Source organism: Mesorhizobium sp. M0292 (assembly GCF_040321695.1).
Lineage (GTDB): Bacteria > Pseudomonadota > Alphaproteobacteria > Rhizobiales > Rhizobiaceae > Mesorhizobium.
The window spans coordinates 251,610-265,723 of the sequence record NZ_JAMYSB010000002.1 but is presented as its reverse complement, the minus strand read 5'-3'; the positions used below and the strand labels follow the sequence as shown (position 1 = coordinate 265,723).

Below are 14,114 nucleotides of genomic sequence, written 5' to 3'. Positions count from 1 at the left end.
GTCACCTTTCAACAATTGCAAAATGTCGGTTACACGCGTTCATGACCAACGACGTGGCAAGGGAGATGACGAGATAGACCGACAGGGTAATCGCCATGACCTGGACGGCGGCTCCGGTCTGATTGAGCACCGTGCCGGCAAAGATCTGAACGAGGTCGGGATAGCCGATGAACACGGCAAGCGACGAGTTCTTGATGAGGTTGAGATACTGGCTTGTCAAAGGGGGAATGATGATGCGCAGCGCCTGGGGAACGACGACCAGACGAAGCGTCTTGCCCGGCGCCAGCCCCAGCGCATGCGCAGCCTCGGTCTGGCCCTTTGGCACTGCCTGGATTCCACCTCGCACGATCTCGGCGATGTATGAACCGGTGTAGACCGACAGACCGATCAGGAGAGCGGCAAACTCCGGATAGAGCTGATGCCCGCCTTGAAAATTGAAACCCCGCAGCTGCGGAGCGACGAACGAGACCGGCTCGCCAGCCGCCAGGAAAAGGACCAACGGAAATCCTGTCAAGATCGCCAGACTGACCAGAAGCACCGGCAGCTGCTTGCCCGTCCGTCTCTGGACGCTCCTGGCGCGAAACCAGAATGCAACGCAGCAGGAAATGGCCGCAACGAATGCCAGGCCCACCAGACCCGCTCCCGGATGCAAATGAATCTCCGGAACGATGAGGCCGCGATTGTTGAGGTAGATGCCGCCGGGAATGGCGATGGACGCCTTCGGCGAGGGCAACGGCTTGAGGACGGCGTTGTACCAGAACAGCAGCTGCAGCAATAACGGAACATTGCGCACAAGCTCGACATAGGCGGTCGCCACCTTCGAAACGATCCAGTTCGGCGACAGGCGGGCAACGCCGATGACGAAGCCAAGCAAGGTCGCAAACAGGATTGCGAGGACACTGACGTAGAGGGTGTTGACCACTCCCACCCAGAACGCCTGACCGTAGCTGGACAATGCATCGTACGGTATCAGGGTTTGATTGATGTCGAAGCCGGCAGACTCATTCCAAAAGTCGAATGAGAGCGGAATCCCCCGGACCCGCATATTCGATGCAGTCTGCATGCCGATGCCCAGGGCCAAGGCCAGCAGGCAGCCGGCGAGCAAGAGCTGGTAGAAGATGCCCCGCACCTTCGTATCGTGCAGCGACAACCTCCTGCGCGACGGCGCGGGAAGCGACAAATGGGACATGGGCTGTTCCTATCGGGTCCGTGCAAGGCGCTGACGGTAACACGCCAGCGCCTTGCAACCATGCCTTTGCCTAAAGCGCGTCGCCATTGAACGGACTCAGGCGACGCGCTTTAGGGTCTTCGTTATGCATGTCGTGTCTCAAAACCGGGGCCATTTTTGAGCGACATGCGTTAGCGGATCGGCGGAGCGTATTGAACGCCGCCTTGGTTCCAGAGCGCGTTCATGCCGCGCTCCATTTTCAGCGGCGAATCCTTGCCGACATTGCGATCAAACACTTCGCCGTAATTGCCGACCTGCTTGATCACCTCGACCGGCCAGTTATCGCCGAGCCCGATGTCCTTGCCTATGCTGCCGTCCACGCCAAGCAAGCGGCGGATGCTGGGGTTGTCCGACGATTTCATGGCATCGACGTTCTTGGAGGTGACCCCGTATTCCTCCGCGGCCACCATGACGTAGAGCGTCCACTTCGCCACATTGAGCCACTGGTCGTCACCCTGCCGCACGGCCGGGCCAAGCGGCTCCTTGGAGATCAGCTCGGGAAGAACAATGCTGTCGTCCGGCTTGGCCATGCGAAGCCGCGACGCGTTCAAGGTGGAGGTGTCTGCGGACAAGACGTCGCAACGTCCCTCCTCATAAGCCTTCACTACAGCTTCCTCGTCTGCGAAACCAACCGTCGTGTACTTGATCGACTGCGAGCGAAAATAATCGGCAAGGTTCAACTCGGTCGTGGTGCCCTGGGTGACGCATATCGATGCGCCGTCAAGTCCCTTGGCTGACGTGATATTGTCCGCCTTGCGCACCATGAACCCCTGGCCGTCATAGAAATACGTGCCGGCAAACAGTATGCCTAGCGACGTATCGCGGGACGATGTCCAGGTTGCGTTGTGGGCGAGAATGTCGATCTCTCCCGACTGCAAGGCGGTGAAGCGATCCTTTGGCGTCAATGGGATTAACTTGACCTTTTGCGCGTCCCCGAGCACGGCAGCGGCCACGGCGCGACAATAATCGACGACAAATCCGGTCCATTTGCCTTCATTGTCGGGAAGGCTGAAGCCAGCCGTGGCCGAATTCGTGCCACAGGTCAGCACGCCATTTTTCTTGACATTATCGAGGGTTGCGGACCACGCCGAGGAGGCGGTGCACGCGATGGCGAGGGCAAGTAGGCCCTTGAACGTTGATCTCATTTCGGCATTCCCCTGTTATTGTTGAAGGGAATGTGCTCTCCAGCCCAAGTATTCGTCAAATCGATTGTTCTCATGGTGAAAATGAGCGCTGCTCATAGTTGCGAAGCACTCCCAGCTGAAAAGCGGTTGAGTGGTGAAGCAGCGCGCGCGACCTATTTTACGGCCGACCCCGGTGCTCCGACGGTGCCTTGGTGTCTCTTGCTCCGCGATTCGTTGTAGATTCCCACGATGATTTCCCGGAGCCACCTGGTTCCCGGGTCATTCGCCATCTGGCGGTGAACAATAAGCCAGGCATTCACATTCGCTATCGGAAGGGGTGGCGGGACCAACGTCACCTCACTCCTCTCATCCAGCATTTGCAGGATGGCATCACCGCAATGGGTAATCAGTTCAGTGCCGCGAAGCGCCCAGGGCAGCACCGGATAGTTCGAGATGGTCGCAACGACATTGCGGCGAAGACCCATCTGTTTGAGGGCGGCATCCGCGAGGCCTTCCGCCAGGCCATCTGCGGAAATCTGGAGGTGAGAACTGGCCAGATAGGTTTCCAGCGTCATTGCGCTTCTGGCGATCTTGCTTCCGCTCCACACTGCGCAAAACAATCGGTCCTGGCCAAGCTCCACCTTCAAGAGACCTGGGTCATCGCGTATCGCTGCTCCCGTCAGCGCGCAGTCAACTTGTCTCAGATAGACCGATGAACCGATTTCGGGTCCGTTTGCGGGAATGACGTTCAGCGTAGCGCCAGGAGCTTGCCTGGAAAATTCTCGAATGAGGCCCGGGATGAAAACCATGGCATGATAATCTGTAAGTCCAACGCGAAAGTTGCGCCGCGTCGTTGCTGGATTGAAGATCTGATGCCGGTCGATCGATGCGCGGATCGTTGCGAGTGCGGCGGAAATATTCGACAGCAGCTCAACTGCCCGGGGAGTCGGCCGCATCTCGCCGCCATCTCTGGTGAACAATTCATCCCGCAATAGATACCGAAGCTTCGACAGGGAGTGGCTTACAGCTGATTGTGTTCTGCCCAATTCGGTAGCCGCCCGCGTCACGCTCCTTTCCCGCATCATCACGTCAAAGACCCGCAATAGATTGAGGTCGATATCGTTATAATTCATGGAATTACCTCATCTGCGACCTGAGACCGCACCAGGCGGCACTAACGCGTTGGTTGCGACGGTGACAGATGGGGCACGAAGAGTGAAGACAGAGGTCCGGCTACGCCTTTGAAACTCTGGCGGTTGAACAGGTGACGGCGACCGCCGGATCGCTCCGCGGCATTTCTGAGCCTGGCTTGGCGAGCAAGCCGGCAATCCGCCATGAACCCAGGGCGAGCATGTGAAGTAAAGTCAGCCGCACCCGCTGGGTGGGAAATCGCAGGCGGTTTCATTGGCTTGATAATGGCGGAGAGAGCGGGATTCGAACCCGCGTTACGGTCTCCCGTAAACACACTTTCCAGGCGTGCGCCTTCAACCACTCGGCCACCTCTCCGTCCTTGCATTCGCGCCGGCCGGTTTTGCCACGCGGGTTGGGGAGATGCATCCCTTTGGGATTTGCGGGAAGACCCGCTTGATGGACACCGCCAACCAGCGGATGCCCTTCCCGGCGCCCGTCAATCAAACAGGCGCGGGGCTCATCTAGTCGATCCGGCGCCGAATGCCAAGCCATAACGGCAGTCTATTCGCTTTGCCGGCCATGCATCGTTTCGCGGGGCGTTGAACGGCTCCGCTTCTAAGGCGCTTCGGTTCTGAATGGTGTGCACGGGCAAGGCGGCAGGGCCGGCCGCGCTTGACTTCGCCCCTCGCCACCTGTCGAGTGCGGCGGAGGCTTTGCGGGGGCAACGTCCAGACATGACATCGAGCAATGAACAGCCGGCCAGCGGAACGCCGGCCGGAGGCATGCCAGGCGGGCTGACGCCCGCAGGGCGTCCGGACAGCGGGCTCTCCTTCGTGCCCGTGGTCTGGCTCCTCTTCGTCATGGCATGGTCGGTCTACTGGCTGGTCTCGGCGCGGTGGCTGTTCGAGAGTTCCGGCCTGCCGGACAGGGTCTTCTATTTCGTGCTTGGCGGACTGGCCTTCGACATCGTCACCATCGTGTGGGGGCTTTATCTGCTCGGCCTCGCCTTAAGCCGTTCCGCGCGCTTTCCGCGTCATTTCACCATCTGGCAGATCACCACCATCGCCTGGCGGCTGGCCGAGCAGGTCTATGCGCTGACCGTGCCCGATTTCACCGTCTCCGCCAGGGAGCTTGCGATCGCCGCCACCGAAATCGTCATCGGCCTGTTTTGCATTTACCTGCTGCGCCGCCGCGACGAGGCCAAGGCCTTTTATGCAAGGGCGGAAGCGCAGGCACCGTCAGCCTTTAGTTCGATCGTCGCCGCGCTGGCCGGCATCACCCTCGGCGCCGTCGTCGGCACTGTCGCCGGCTTCGCGCTCGGCGCGGGGATCGCCGAAGCCACCGACATCAGCTGTTTCGAAGGCGGCTGCGGCTACTTCGCCGTGTTCATCGGCCTTGCCGGGCTGGTGGTCGGGGCCATTGGCGGCGGCGTCCTCGGCGTCTGGCTCGTCCATCGGCGGAGCCGAAAGGTGGCCATATAGGCGGGCGATAGGCTTCAAATTCGCGTATGGCGATTGCACGCCGGGCGTGCGCATTCTATTCCTCGCCTTTGACCGGAAGGTCCTCGGGAGGAACTTGAGGACCGGGGAAGATTTCGATGTTGCGTTTTTTGTTTCGCCTCGCGGCCATGATCGCACTCTCGGTCGCCGTCATCATGGCCGTGCTCGACGCGACGCGCTCGGTGGCGGCTTCCACATTGGTCATGACGCCGCTGAATTCGAGCTGGCTGGCGGTTTCGCCCGACACCCGCGCGGCCTTCGAGACCTTCGTGCGCGCCAAGGTCAATCCGATGATATGGGATGGCGGCATCGCCTGGGTGCTTGCCCAGCCGGGGTTTGCCGTGTTCGCGGTGCTTGCCTTCATCCTCTATGCGATCGGCTACCGGCGCCGGCGGCGCGGCGGAGAATTCGCGCCGGGCTGATGGGTTGTGCCGGCGGACTTGCGACGACAACGCGGCAATCGTCCACAGCTGTCACCGCATTGGGCATGTTTTTCCAACGGGGGGCATGCTTTTCCAAAAGGTCAAAATTCCGCGTGAATTTTGTTTCGGGCCGTGCGAGATTGCCTTGAGCGGGAGGGGAGTACACTCCTGGCTGATGCCGCATGCCTGCCGGAGAACCGGGCAGGCGGACGGCGCGTAACGGAAAAAAATAACCGACAGGGTGTGGATCACATGAAACGTATCGTTCTCGGCCTCCTGGCCGCAACCGCAATGGTTCTTCCGGCTTTCGCCGCGGATGTCCAGCCGGCCATCCTCTACGATCTCGGCGGCAAGTTCGACAAATCCTTCAACGAGGCTGCCTATCACGGCGCCGAAAAGTTCAAGACCGAGACCGGCACCGCCTATGTCGAGTTCGAAGTGTCGAACGCCTCGCAACGCGAGCAGGCGCTGCGCCGCTTCGCCGAGGACGGCCGCAACCCGATCGTCATGGCCGGGTTTGCCTGGGAGGATGCGCTGAAGGTGGTCGCGAAGGAATATCCCGATCTCAACTTCGCCATCATCGACGATGCCGTCGATATGCCCAATGTCCGCTCGCTTGTGTTCAAGGAAAACGAAGGCTCCTATCTCGTCGGCATCCTGGCGGCGATGGCCTCGAAGTCCAAGAAGGTGTCCTTCATCGGCGGCATGGACATTCCGCTGATCCGCAAGTTCGAATGCGGCTATGTCGGCGGCGCCAAGGCGGCCGGTGCGACCGATGTCATCCAGAACATGACCGGTGACACGCCCGCGGCGTGGAACGATCCGGCCAAGGGCGGCGAGATCGCCAAGACACAGATCGACCAGGGCTCCGACGTGGTCTATGCTGCGGCCGGCGGCACCGGCGTCGGCGTGCTGCAGGCGGCGGCGGATGCCGGCAAGCTCGGCATCGGCGTCGATTCCAACCAGAACGGCCTGCAGCCCGGCAAGGTGCTGACCTCGATGCTGAAGCGCGTCGACGTGGCCGTTTACACCGCCTTCATGGACGGCAAGAACGGCACCTTCAAAGGCGGCCTGCAAAATCTCGGCCTCAAGGAAGGCGGCGTCGACTACGCCATGGACGACAACAACAAGGCGCTGGTCACCGACGAGATGAAGGCTGCCGTCGAAAAGGCCAAGGCCGACATCATCGCCGGCACGATCCAGGTGCACGACTACACCGCCGACAACGCCTGCCCGTATTGATTGATAAGAATTCGCTTACGAACCGCCGGGTGAAAGCCCGGCGGTTTTGTTTGAGGGCTTTAAAGGACGTTGAGGATTGGCGGAGGTCTCGGCGACGTCCGATCTCCCCCCTTGCGGGGGAGATGCCTGGCAAGGCAGAGGGGGGTGCTGTCCCTCGGCCTAACAGCCAATTACGGTTCATTCTGGAGCCATTCAGGTTGGCGATCCTTCACACCCCCCTCTGGCCTGCCGGCCATCTCCCCCGCAAGGGGGGAGATCGGCAGTTCCGGCGTTGCGGGTCCTTCTTCGCAAGAATCCATATGCGATTGCCTTGGACGTCAGGGCAGAAGCGCACCGCCGGTCGACAACAAGCCCAAGAGATAACCCAGCGCAAACACCACCATCAGCGTAATGGCGATAGCGAAGCCGCGTCGGCCACCGAGCGAATGCACGCCGACGCCATAGGGCTTCCGCTCCAGTCTGCCGATCACCGGCTTCGCTTCGTCGTGGCCGACCACACGCATCTGCGGCAGTTCGGCGATGCGTTGCGAGATCAGCCGCCAGCGATCGCCGTCGCCCGAGGGCCGCCCCGTGCGGTCGAAGACATGCATGCGCTCGGCCAGCCGCATCACCGTGTCGCGGAAGGCGGGATCGATCTCCAGGTCGCGCTCGGCACGTTCGCGGTCGCGATCGTTCATCAGGCCAAGCACATAATCGCCCGCCCGCGCAACGCGGTCGCTTTCACCGGCCATAGGCTTCTCCTTGCTACCAGTGCGGCGGTTTGGTTATCGGCACGTCGGGTGCCGATTGTTCCTCCAGAGCCATGAAGCGCCCGGTCAGGGCATCGAGCTTGCGCTGCATGCGTTCGATCGCCGTCCACTGTTCGGCGATCTGGCCCGACAGTTCCTCGATGGTTTTTTCCTGCTCGGCGGCGCGGATTTCCAGCGTCGTCAGCCGGTCGACAGGCATGATCATTCGAAACTCCCCAGGTCCTGGTGCACGCAGTTGCAGCATGATGCGACTGTTGAGCCTTGCATATTAGTGAATGTGAAGGTCTGCGGCCACGTTCGAAATTGACAAGCGCACCGGGATTTGTCGAGAGTGGCCACTGCGCCGCCAATTGGCACGGGTGGGGCATCATGCTAGGCGTTTTGACCAAGCGATAAAAAAATAAGAGTGGGACAGGCTGCATGGCGCAAGCCGCAATCGAACTGATCGGCATCAACAAGAGTTTTGGCGCCGTTCGCGCCAATCGCGACATCAATCTGGAGATCGCACGCGGCACCATCCATGGCATCGTCGGCGAGAACGGCGCCGGCAAGTCGACGCTGATGTCGATCCTCTATGGCTTCTATCAGGCCGACAGCGGCGAGATCCGCGTCGGCGGCAAGCCGGCGTCGATCAAGACCTCCAACGACGCCATCGCGCTCGGCATCGGCATGGTGCATCAGCACTTCATGCTGGTCGACAATTTCACCGTGCTGGAAAACATCATCCTCGGCGCCGAAAGCGATGCGCTGTTGAAAAAGAGCATCGCCAAGGCGCGCTCCGAACTGGAGCGGCTCGAGCGCGAATACGGGCTGGAAGTCGATCCCGACGCCATCATCGAGGAATTGCCGGTCGGCCTGCAGCAGCGTGTGGAAATCCTCAAGGCGCTTTATCGCGGTGCCGAAATCCTGATTCTCGACGAGCCGACGGGCGTGTTGACGCCGGCCGAGGCCGACCATCTGTTCCGCATCCTCAGGCAATTGAAGGACCAGGGGAAAACGGTGGTGCTGATCACCCACAAGCTGCGCGAGATCATGGCCATCACCGACAATGTCTCGGTCATGCGCCAGGGCACGATGGTGGCGACGCGCGAGACCAGCAAGACGACAGTCGGCGAACTGGCCGAACTGATGGTCGGACGGCGCGTGCTGCTGCGGGTCGAAAAGGGCGAGACGGAGGCCGGCGCGGTCAAGCTCGCGGTCAAGAACCTGACGGTGAAAGACCAGCGCGGCGTCACCATGGTCGACGACATCTCCTTCGATATCCACGCCGGCGAGATCGTCGGCATTGCCGGTGTCGCCGGCAACGGCCAGTCCGAACTGCTCGAGGCGATTTCCGGCATCAGGCGCGCGGTTTCCGGCTCGGTGATGCTCGATGGCAAGCCGATCGACCTGACCGGGGCCGCCGATCCCGGCGAGTTGCGCGACCGTGGGCTCGCCCATGTGCCGGAGGACCGCCATCATGTCGGCCTGGTGCTGGCCTTCGAGGAGAACGAGAATTCGATCCTCGGCTACCATGACGACCCGCGCTACCTCAAAGGGCCGTTCCTCAACATCGACGCCATCATGACCGATGCCAAGGACAAGATCGAGAAATACGACATCCGTCCCGGCAATCCGCGTCTGAAGACGGCGAATTTCTCCGGCGGCAACCAGCAGAAGATCGTGCTGGCGCGAGAAATGGAGCAGGATCCCGGTGTTCTGATCGTCGGCCAGCCGACGCGCGGCGTCGATGTCGGCGCCATAGAATTCATCCACAAGCGGCTGATTGCCATGCGCGACCAGGGCAAGGCGGTGCTGGTGGTGTCGGTCGAGCTCGACGAGATCCGTTCGCTGTCGGACCGCATCCTGGTGATGTTTGCCGGGCGCATCGTCGGCGAACGTGGCCCGGAGGCGACCGAGGGCGAGCTTGGCCTGCTGATGGCGGGCGTCGATCGCCAGGAGGCGGCAGAGTGAGCACGCCTTACGCCAAACTGCCGGCCTGGGCCGATTATGGGCTGATCCCGCTGATCAATCTGTCAGTGGCTTTCATCGTTGCCGGTTTCGTCGTCATGCTGGTCGGCGAAAACCCGTTTCGTGCCGCCGTCATCCTGGTCGAGGGCGCTTTCGGCAAGGGAACCGGCATTGCCTTCACGCTGTTCTATGCCACCACCTTCATCTTCACCGGCCTGTCGGTGGCGGTGGCCGCGCATTGCGGCCTGTTCAACATCGGGACGGAGGGCCAGGCCTATATTGCCGGCCTTGGCGTGGGCGTGGTCTGCCTCGCCTTCGACACTGTGCTGCCGTGGTGGCTGACCTTTCCGCTGGCGATCGTCGCCGGAGCCGCCGTCGGTGCGCTGTGGGCGCTGATCCCGGCCTATCTGCAGGCCAAGCGCGGGTCGCACATCGTCATCACGACCATCATGTTCAACTTCATCGCAGCCTCGATCATGGTCTACCTCCTGGTCGGGCCGTTGAAGCCGGCGGCGTCGCAGGCGCCGCAGACGCGCAACTTCCTCGCCGGCGCCGAACTGCCCAAACTCAACTGGATCATCGAACTGTTCGGCGCCAAGATCCGCTCGGCGCCGTTCAACATCTGCTTCCTGCTGGCGCTGCTCATGGCATTCCTGGTCTGGCTGCTGATCTGGCGCACCAAGCTCGGCTACGAGATGCGCACCTATGGCCACAGCCCGAAAGCGGCGCGCTATGCCGGCATTTCGGAGACCCGCATCATCATCATCGCGATGATGATTTCGGGCGCGCTGGCCGGCATGATGACGCTGAACCCGGTGATGGGCGACCAGCACAATGTGGCGATCGATTTCGTCTCCGGCGCCGGCTTCGTCGGCATCGCCGTGGCGCTGATGGGCCGACTGCATCCGGTCGGCATCGTGCTGGCGGCGATCCTGTTCGGCATGCTCTACCAGGGCGGCGCCGAACTTGCCTTCGAAATGCCGGCGATTTCCCGCGACATGATCGTCATCATCCAGGGTTTGGTCATCCTGTTTGCCGGTGCGCTGGAGCACATGTTCCGGCCCTACGTCCAGGCGCTGTTCGCCTCGTTCAGTCCAAGGTCGGTCGGCATCGAAGCGGTCAAAGGGAAGGGCGCCTGAGATGGACGTCTTCATCGCCATCGTGCAGATCCTGGACTCGACCATACGCCTGTCGGTGCCGCTGCTACTCGCTTGCCTCGCCGGCCTCTATTCGGAACGCGCCGGCGTTTTCGACATCGGGCTGGAAGGCAAGATGCTGGTCGGCGCCTTTGCAGGTGCGGCCGCCGCTTCGGTCTTCCATTCGGCCTTCCTCGGTCTCGGCATGGCGATCGTGATGTCGGTCGCCTTTGCCCTGGTGCACGGCTTCGCCTCGATCACCCATCGCGGCAACCAGATCGTCTCCGGTGTGGCCATCAACTTCGTCGCCGCCGGCTCGACCATCATTCTGGGCCAAGCCTGGTTCCAGCAGGGCGGGCGAACGCCGGCGCTGCAGCCGGGCGAGCGTTTCGAGGCCATCACTCTGCCTGGTGCTGCCGCGATCCACGACGTGCCGATCATAGGGCCGATCTATTCCGAGCTGCTCTCTGGCCATTCGATCCTGGTCTATCTCGCTTTCGCCATGGTGCCGTTCACCTGGTGGGTGTTGTTTCGCACCCGCTTCGGCCTGCGCCTACGCGCCGTCGGCGAGAACCCGGCCGCCGTCGACACCGCCGGCATTTCGGTCGCCTGGCTGCGCTACCGGGCCCTGATCTGCACCGGTGTGCTGACCGGCATTGCCGGCGCCTACCTCTCGATGGTGCAGAATGGCGGCTTCGTGAAGGACATGACCGCGGGCAAGGGGTACATCGCACTGGCGGCGCTGATCTTTGCCAAATGGCGACCGGTGAACGCCATGTTCGCCTGTCTTCTGTTCGGCTTCCTCGACGCGGCGGCGATCCGCCTGCAGGGTTCGCCGCTGCCGTTGATCGGCAAGGTGCCGGTGCAGTTCATGCAGGCGCTGCCCTATGTGCTGACCGTGATCCTGCTTGCCGGCTTCATCGGCAAGGCGATCCCACCGCGCGCCGGCGGCGTGCCTTATGTCAAGGAACGTTGATCCGGGCGCCCAGGAGCACTGTGTCGAACATGCGGCTGGTGCTCGAAAGGCGCCAGGAAAACGCAAATGGCCGGGTTTTGACCACGATCGTCGGAGAGAACGTCTAGATGTCGCATGATCTGTTCGAAGCCGCGCAGGAGGCCATGGCCAAGGCCTACGCGCCCTATTCGAAGTTTCCGGTGGGTGCGGCGTTGCGCACCGAAGACGGCCGTGTCTTCACCGGCGCCAACATCGAGGTCGCGTCCTATCCGGAAGGCTGGTGCGCCGAGACCACGGCGCTCGGCCATTACATCATGGGCGGCGGCGGCAAGATCGTCGAGATCGCCGTCATTGCCTCGCGCATGGCCAAATGCTCGCCCTGTGGCGGCTGCCGGCAAAGGCTGGCGGAGTTCTGCCGGCCGGACACGAAGCTCTATCTTTGCGACAACACCGGCGTGGTCGAGACCGTGACGATGGGCGACATGCTGCCCTACGGGTTTCGTGGCGACATTTTGAAGTGAGAGTTGGCTGATATGAAGGAAGCTCTGGACCACCTCGTTGAAAGGCTGGACGGGTTGGCGCCGACAACGGCGATGGTGCTGGGGTCGGGCCTTGGCGGGCTTGTCGACCAGGTCGAAAATGCCGTGCGCATCTCTTATGCCGACCTGCCGGGTTTCCCCCGCAGCGGGGTGACTGGCCATGCCGGCGAGGTGGTCGCGGGGCTTTTCGCCGGCACGCCGGTGCTGATGCTGTCCGGCCGCGCCCATTATTACGAGCACGGCGTTGCTGCGGCGATGCGGCCGGCGCTGGAGGTGCTTGCCGGCATCGGCATCACCAAGCTGATCCTTACCAATGCCGCCGGCTCGGTCGATCCCGACATGCTGCCTGGATCGGTGATGCTGATCACCGATCACATCAATTTCTCCGGCTCCAACCCGCTGATCGGCGAGCCTAGCGACCGCCGCTTCGTCGGCCTGACCGAAGCCTATGATGCCGGCCTGCGCGCGGCGATCGAACGGGCGGCGAAGGCGACAGGGACGGCGCTGCACAAGGGCGTCTATATGTGGTTTTCCGGTCCGTGCTTCGAAACCCCTGCTGAAATCCGCATGGCGCGCGTCATGGGCGCCAATGCGGTAGGGATGTCGACCGTGCCGGAGGTCATTCTCGCCCGCTTCCTTGGGCTTCGCGTAGCCGCCTGTTCGGTGATCACCAATCTCGCCGCCGGGATGACCGGGGCGGAACTGTCGCACCAGGAGACCAAGGACATTGCGCCGATCGGCGGCGCACGGTTGGCGACGATCCTTGCGCATGTGTTCCAGGATGGGTTGCCGGAGCTGAAGGGCGACGCCTGATGCTTCCCCAGGAAATCATCCGCCGCAAGCGCGATGGCCAGAAACTGTCGGCGCAGGAGATTTCGGCCTTTGTCGCCGGCGTGACTTCGGGCAGCGTCTCGGACGGTCAGGTCGGCGCCTTTGCCATGGCGGTGTTCTTCAACGGCATGAACCGCGACGAGGCGGTGGCGCTGACGCTCGCCATGCGCGATTCCGGCGATGTGCTCGACTGGTCGGACCTGCCGGGTCCGGTCACCGACAAACATTCGACCGGCGGCGTTGGCGACAATGTCTCGCTGATGCTGGCGCCGATCGTCGCCGCTTGCGGCGCCTATGTGCCGATGATATCCGGCAGGGGCCTTGGCCATACCGGCGGCACGCTGGACAAGATGGATGCCATCCCGGGCTATATCAGCCAGCCGGATATCGCGCGCTTCCGCAAGACGGTGCTCGAGACCGGCTGTGCCATCATCGGACAGACCGCCGATCTCGCGCCCGCCGACCGTCGCCTCTATGCGATCCGCGATGTGACCGGAACGGTGGAATCGGTGCCGCTGATCACTGCTTCTATTCTGTCGAAGAAACTCGCGGCCGGCCTGCAGTCGCTGGTGCTCGACGTCAAGGTCGGCAATGGCGCCTTCATGGAGAAGTCGCGCGACGCGACAGCACTGGCCAACAGCCTGGTCGAGATCGCCAACGGCGCCGGCCTGAAGGCCTCGGCGCTGGTCACCGGTATGAACGAGCCGCTGGCGTCGGCGGCCGGCAACGCGGTCGAGGTGCGCAACGCCGTCGATTTCCTCACCGGGAGGCTCCGCGACAAGCGACTGGAGGATGTGACGCTGGCGCTGGCCGCCGAGATGCTGCAATCGGCAGGGCTGGCGTCCTCCAATCAGGACGGTCTCAGGCGCGCGGCCGAGACGCTGGCCGGCGGCCGCGCGGCAGCCGCCTTCGCGCGTATGGTCGCAGCCCTAGGCGGTCCCGCCGATTTCGTCGAGAAGCCGGAAAAATACCTGCCGAAAGCGGCGGTGGAGTTTGCGGTCAAGGCGACAGGCAACGGTTTTGCCACCGCTATTGCCACCCGCGATATCGGCCTTGCTGTGGTCGGGCTCGGTGGCGGGCGCACGCGGCCGGACGACAGGATCGACCATGCGGTCGGCATCACCAGGCTGCTGCCGCTCGGCGCCGAGGTGCGGGCCGGCGAGCCGCTGGCGCTGGTCCACGCCCGCACGCAAGTGGAGGCCGAAGCGGCCGCAGCCGCCGTGCTTTCGGCCTATACGATCGGGGCGTCGAAACCAGCCACCGACAAGACTGTCATCCGGCGCGTGCTGCCGCGCGGGTAGCGGAACG

Annotated in this window: 14 protein-coding genes and 1 tRNA gene; 9 read left to right on the top strand and 6 right to left on the bottom strand. The window is 62.6% G+C overall.

All coding sequences use genetic code 11. The annotated features are described in order from the left end of the window. Position 1 precedes the first annotated feature (1 nt). From NKI96_RS04105 to NKI96_RS04090, 4 genes are all read right to left on the bottom strand, one after another. Positions 2-1,129: an amino acid ABC transporter permease gene (locus NKI96_RS04105; RefSeq protein ID WP_352803022.1), complete on the bottom strand. Its 1,128-nt coding sequence runs from the start codon at positions 1,127-1,129 to the stop codon at positions 2-4. Between the two features lie 230 nt (positions 1,130-1,359). Beyond that, complete coding sequence (locus NKI96_RS04100; protein ID WP_352803020.1) at positions 1,360-2,373, bottom strand: amino acid ABC transporter substrate-binding protein; 1,014 nt, start codon at positions 2,371-2,373, stop codon at positions 1,360-1,362. A gap of 152 nt (positions 2,374-2,525) precedes the next feature. After that, positions 2,526-3,485: a LysR family transcriptional regulator gene (locus NKI96_RS04095; protein ID WP_352803018.1), complete on the bottom strand. Its 960-nt coding sequence runs from the start codon at positions 3,483-3,485 to the stop codon at positions 2,526-2,528. A 283-nt stretch (positions 3,486-3,768) separates the two neighbouring features. Then, positions 3,769-3,858, bottom strand: a tRNA-Ser gene (locus NKI96_RS04090). Positions 3,859-4,217: 359 nt separating this feature from the next. Between NKI96_RS04090 and NKI96_RS04085 the strand changes: the two genes are divergently transcribed. From NKI96_RS04085 to NKI96_RS04075, 3 genes are all read left to right on the top strand, one after another. Further along, positions 4,218-4,964 (top strand): hypothetical protein, encoded by a 747-nt coding sequence (locus NKI96_RS04085; protein ID WP_352803015.1) that lies wholly within the window; start codon positions 4,218-4,220, stop codon positions 4,962-4,964. Positions 4,965-5,080: 116 nt separating this feature from the next. Next, the gene (locus tag NKI96_RS04080; RefSeq protein ID WP_023683176.1) at positions 5,081-5,404 is read left to right on the top strand and encodes a hypothetical protein; all 324 of its coding nucleotides are present in this window, start codon (positions 5,081-5,083) and stop codon (positions 5,402-5,404) included. Positions 5,405-5,656: 252 nt separating this feature from the next. Further along, positions 5,657-6,646, top strand: a complete 990-nt coding sequence (locus NKI96_RS04075) for a BMP family lipoprotein (protein ID WP_023683177.1) — start codon at positions 5,657-5,659, stop codon at positions 6,644-6,646. 317 nt (positions 6,647-6,963) lie between these two features. Here NKI96_RS04075 and NKI96_RS04070 read toward each other — a convergent pair whose 3' ends face one another. Both NKI96_RS04070 and NKI96_RS04065 read right to left on the bottom strand, forming a co-directional pair. Beyond that, positions 6,964-7,377 (bottom strand): hypothetical protein, encoded by a 414-nt coding sequence (locus tag NKI96_RS04070; protein ID WP_352803012.1) that lies wholly within the window; start codon positions 7,375-7,377, stop codon positions 6,964-6,966. Between the two features lie 13 nt (positions 7,378-7,390). Then, positions 7,391-7,597, bottom strand: coding sequence for a SlyX family protein (locus NKI96_RS04065; protein WP_196813821.1), 207 nt, complete (start codon positions 7,595-7,597; stop codon positions 7,391-7,393). 218 nt (positions 7,598-7,815) lie between these two features. On the opposite strand from NKI96_RS04065, the gene NKI96_RS04060 reads away from it, so the two are divergent. The 6 genes from NKI96_RS04060 to deoA all read left to right on the top strand — a co-directional run bounded on the left by NKI96_RS04060 (position 7,816) and on the right by deoA (position 14,107). Further along, positions 7,816-9,348 (top strand): ABC transporter ATP-binding protein, encoded by a 1,533-nt coding sequence (locus NKI96_RS04060; protein ID WP_023698756.1) that lies wholly within the window; start codon positions 7,816-7,818, stop codon positions 9,346-9,348. Further along, positions 9,345-10,484 carry an ABC transporter permease gene (locus tag NKI96_RS04055; protein ID WP_023686470.1) on the top strand — a complete coding sequence of 380 codons (1,140 nt, stop codon included), beginning with the start codon at positions 9,345-9,347 and terminating at the stop codon, positions 10,482-10,484. The genes NKI96_RS04060 and NKI96_RS04055 overlap by 4 nt, the downstream gene beginning before the upstream one ends. A gap of 1 nt (position 10,485) precedes the next feature. Continuing rightward, complete coding sequence (locus NKI96_RS04050; RefSeq protein ID WP_023683182.1) at positions 10,486-11,457, top strand: ABC transporter permease; 972 nt, start codon at positions 10,486-10,488, stop codon at positions 11,455-11,457. Positions 11,458-11,564: 107 nt separating this feature from the next. Beyond that, positions 11,565-11,957 carry a cytidine deaminase gene (cdd, locus tag NKI96_RS04045; protein WP_023683183.1) on the top strand — a complete coding sequence of 131 codons (393 nt, stop codon included), beginning with the start codon at positions 11,565-11,567 and terminating at the stop codon, positions 11,955-11,957. 12 nt (positions 11,958-11,969) lie between these two features. After that, positions 11,970-12,788: a purine-nucleoside phosphorylase gene (locus tag NKI96_RS04040; protein ID WP_023733523.1), complete on the top strand. Its 819-nt coding sequence runs from the start codon at positions 11,970-11,972 to the stop codon at positions 12,786-12,788. After that, positions 12,788-14,107 carry a thymidine phosphorylase gene (gene deoA, locus NKI96_RS04035; RefSeq protein ID WP_352803009.1) on the top strand — a complete coding sequence of 440 codons (1,320 nt, stop codon included), beginning with the start codon at positions 12,788-12,790 and terminating at the stop codon, positions 14,105-14,107. Before NKI96_RS04040 ends, deoA begins: the two co-directional genes overlap by 1 nt. Positions 14,108-14,114: the final 7 nt, after the last annotated feature.

Coding starts and splice junctions, on each gene's coding strand:
- NKI96_RS04050 (WP_023683182.1), top strand. CDS start 10,486: ATGGACGTCTTCATCGCCATCGTGCAGATCCTGGACTCGACCATACGC.
- NKI96_RS04085 (WP_352803015.1), top strand. CDS start 4,218: ATGACATCGAGCAATGAACAGCCGGCCAGCGGAACGCCGGCCGGAGGC.
- NKI96_RS04040 (WP_023733523.1), top strand. CDS start 11,970: ATGAAGGAAGCTCTGGACCACCTCGTTGAAAGGCTGGACGGGTTGGCG.
- NKI96_RS04075 (WP_023683177.1), top strand. CDS start 5,657: ATGAAACGTATCGTTCTCGGCCTCCTGGCCGCAACCGCAATGGTTCTT.
- NKI96_RS04070 (WP_352803012.1), bottom strand. CDS start 7,377: ATGGCCGGTGAAAGCGACCGCGTTGCGCGGGCGGGCGATTATGTGCTT.
- NKI96_RS04100 (WP_352803020.1), bottom strand. CDS start 2,373: ATGAGATCAACGTTCAAGGGCCTACTTGCCCTCGCCATCGCGTGCACC.
- cdd (WP_023683183.1), top strand. CDS start 11,565: ATGTCGCATGATCTGTTCGAAGCCGCGCAGGAGGCCATGGCCAAGGCC.
- deoA (WP_352803009.1), top strand. CDS start 12,788: ATGCTTCCCCAGGAAATCATCCGCCGCAAGCGCGATGGCCAGAAACTG.
- NKI96_RS04060 (WP_023698756.1), top strand. CDS start 7,816: ATGGCGCAAGCCGCAATCGAACTGATCGGCATCAACAAGAGTTTTGGC.
- NKI96_RS04095 (WP_352803018.1), bottom strand. CDS start 3,485: ATGAATTATAACGATATCGACCTCAATCTATTGCGGGTCTTTGACGTG.
- NKI96_RS04080 (WP_023683176.1), top strand. CDS start 5,081: ATGTTGCGTTTTTTGTTTCGCCTCGCGGCCATGATCGCACTCTCGGTC.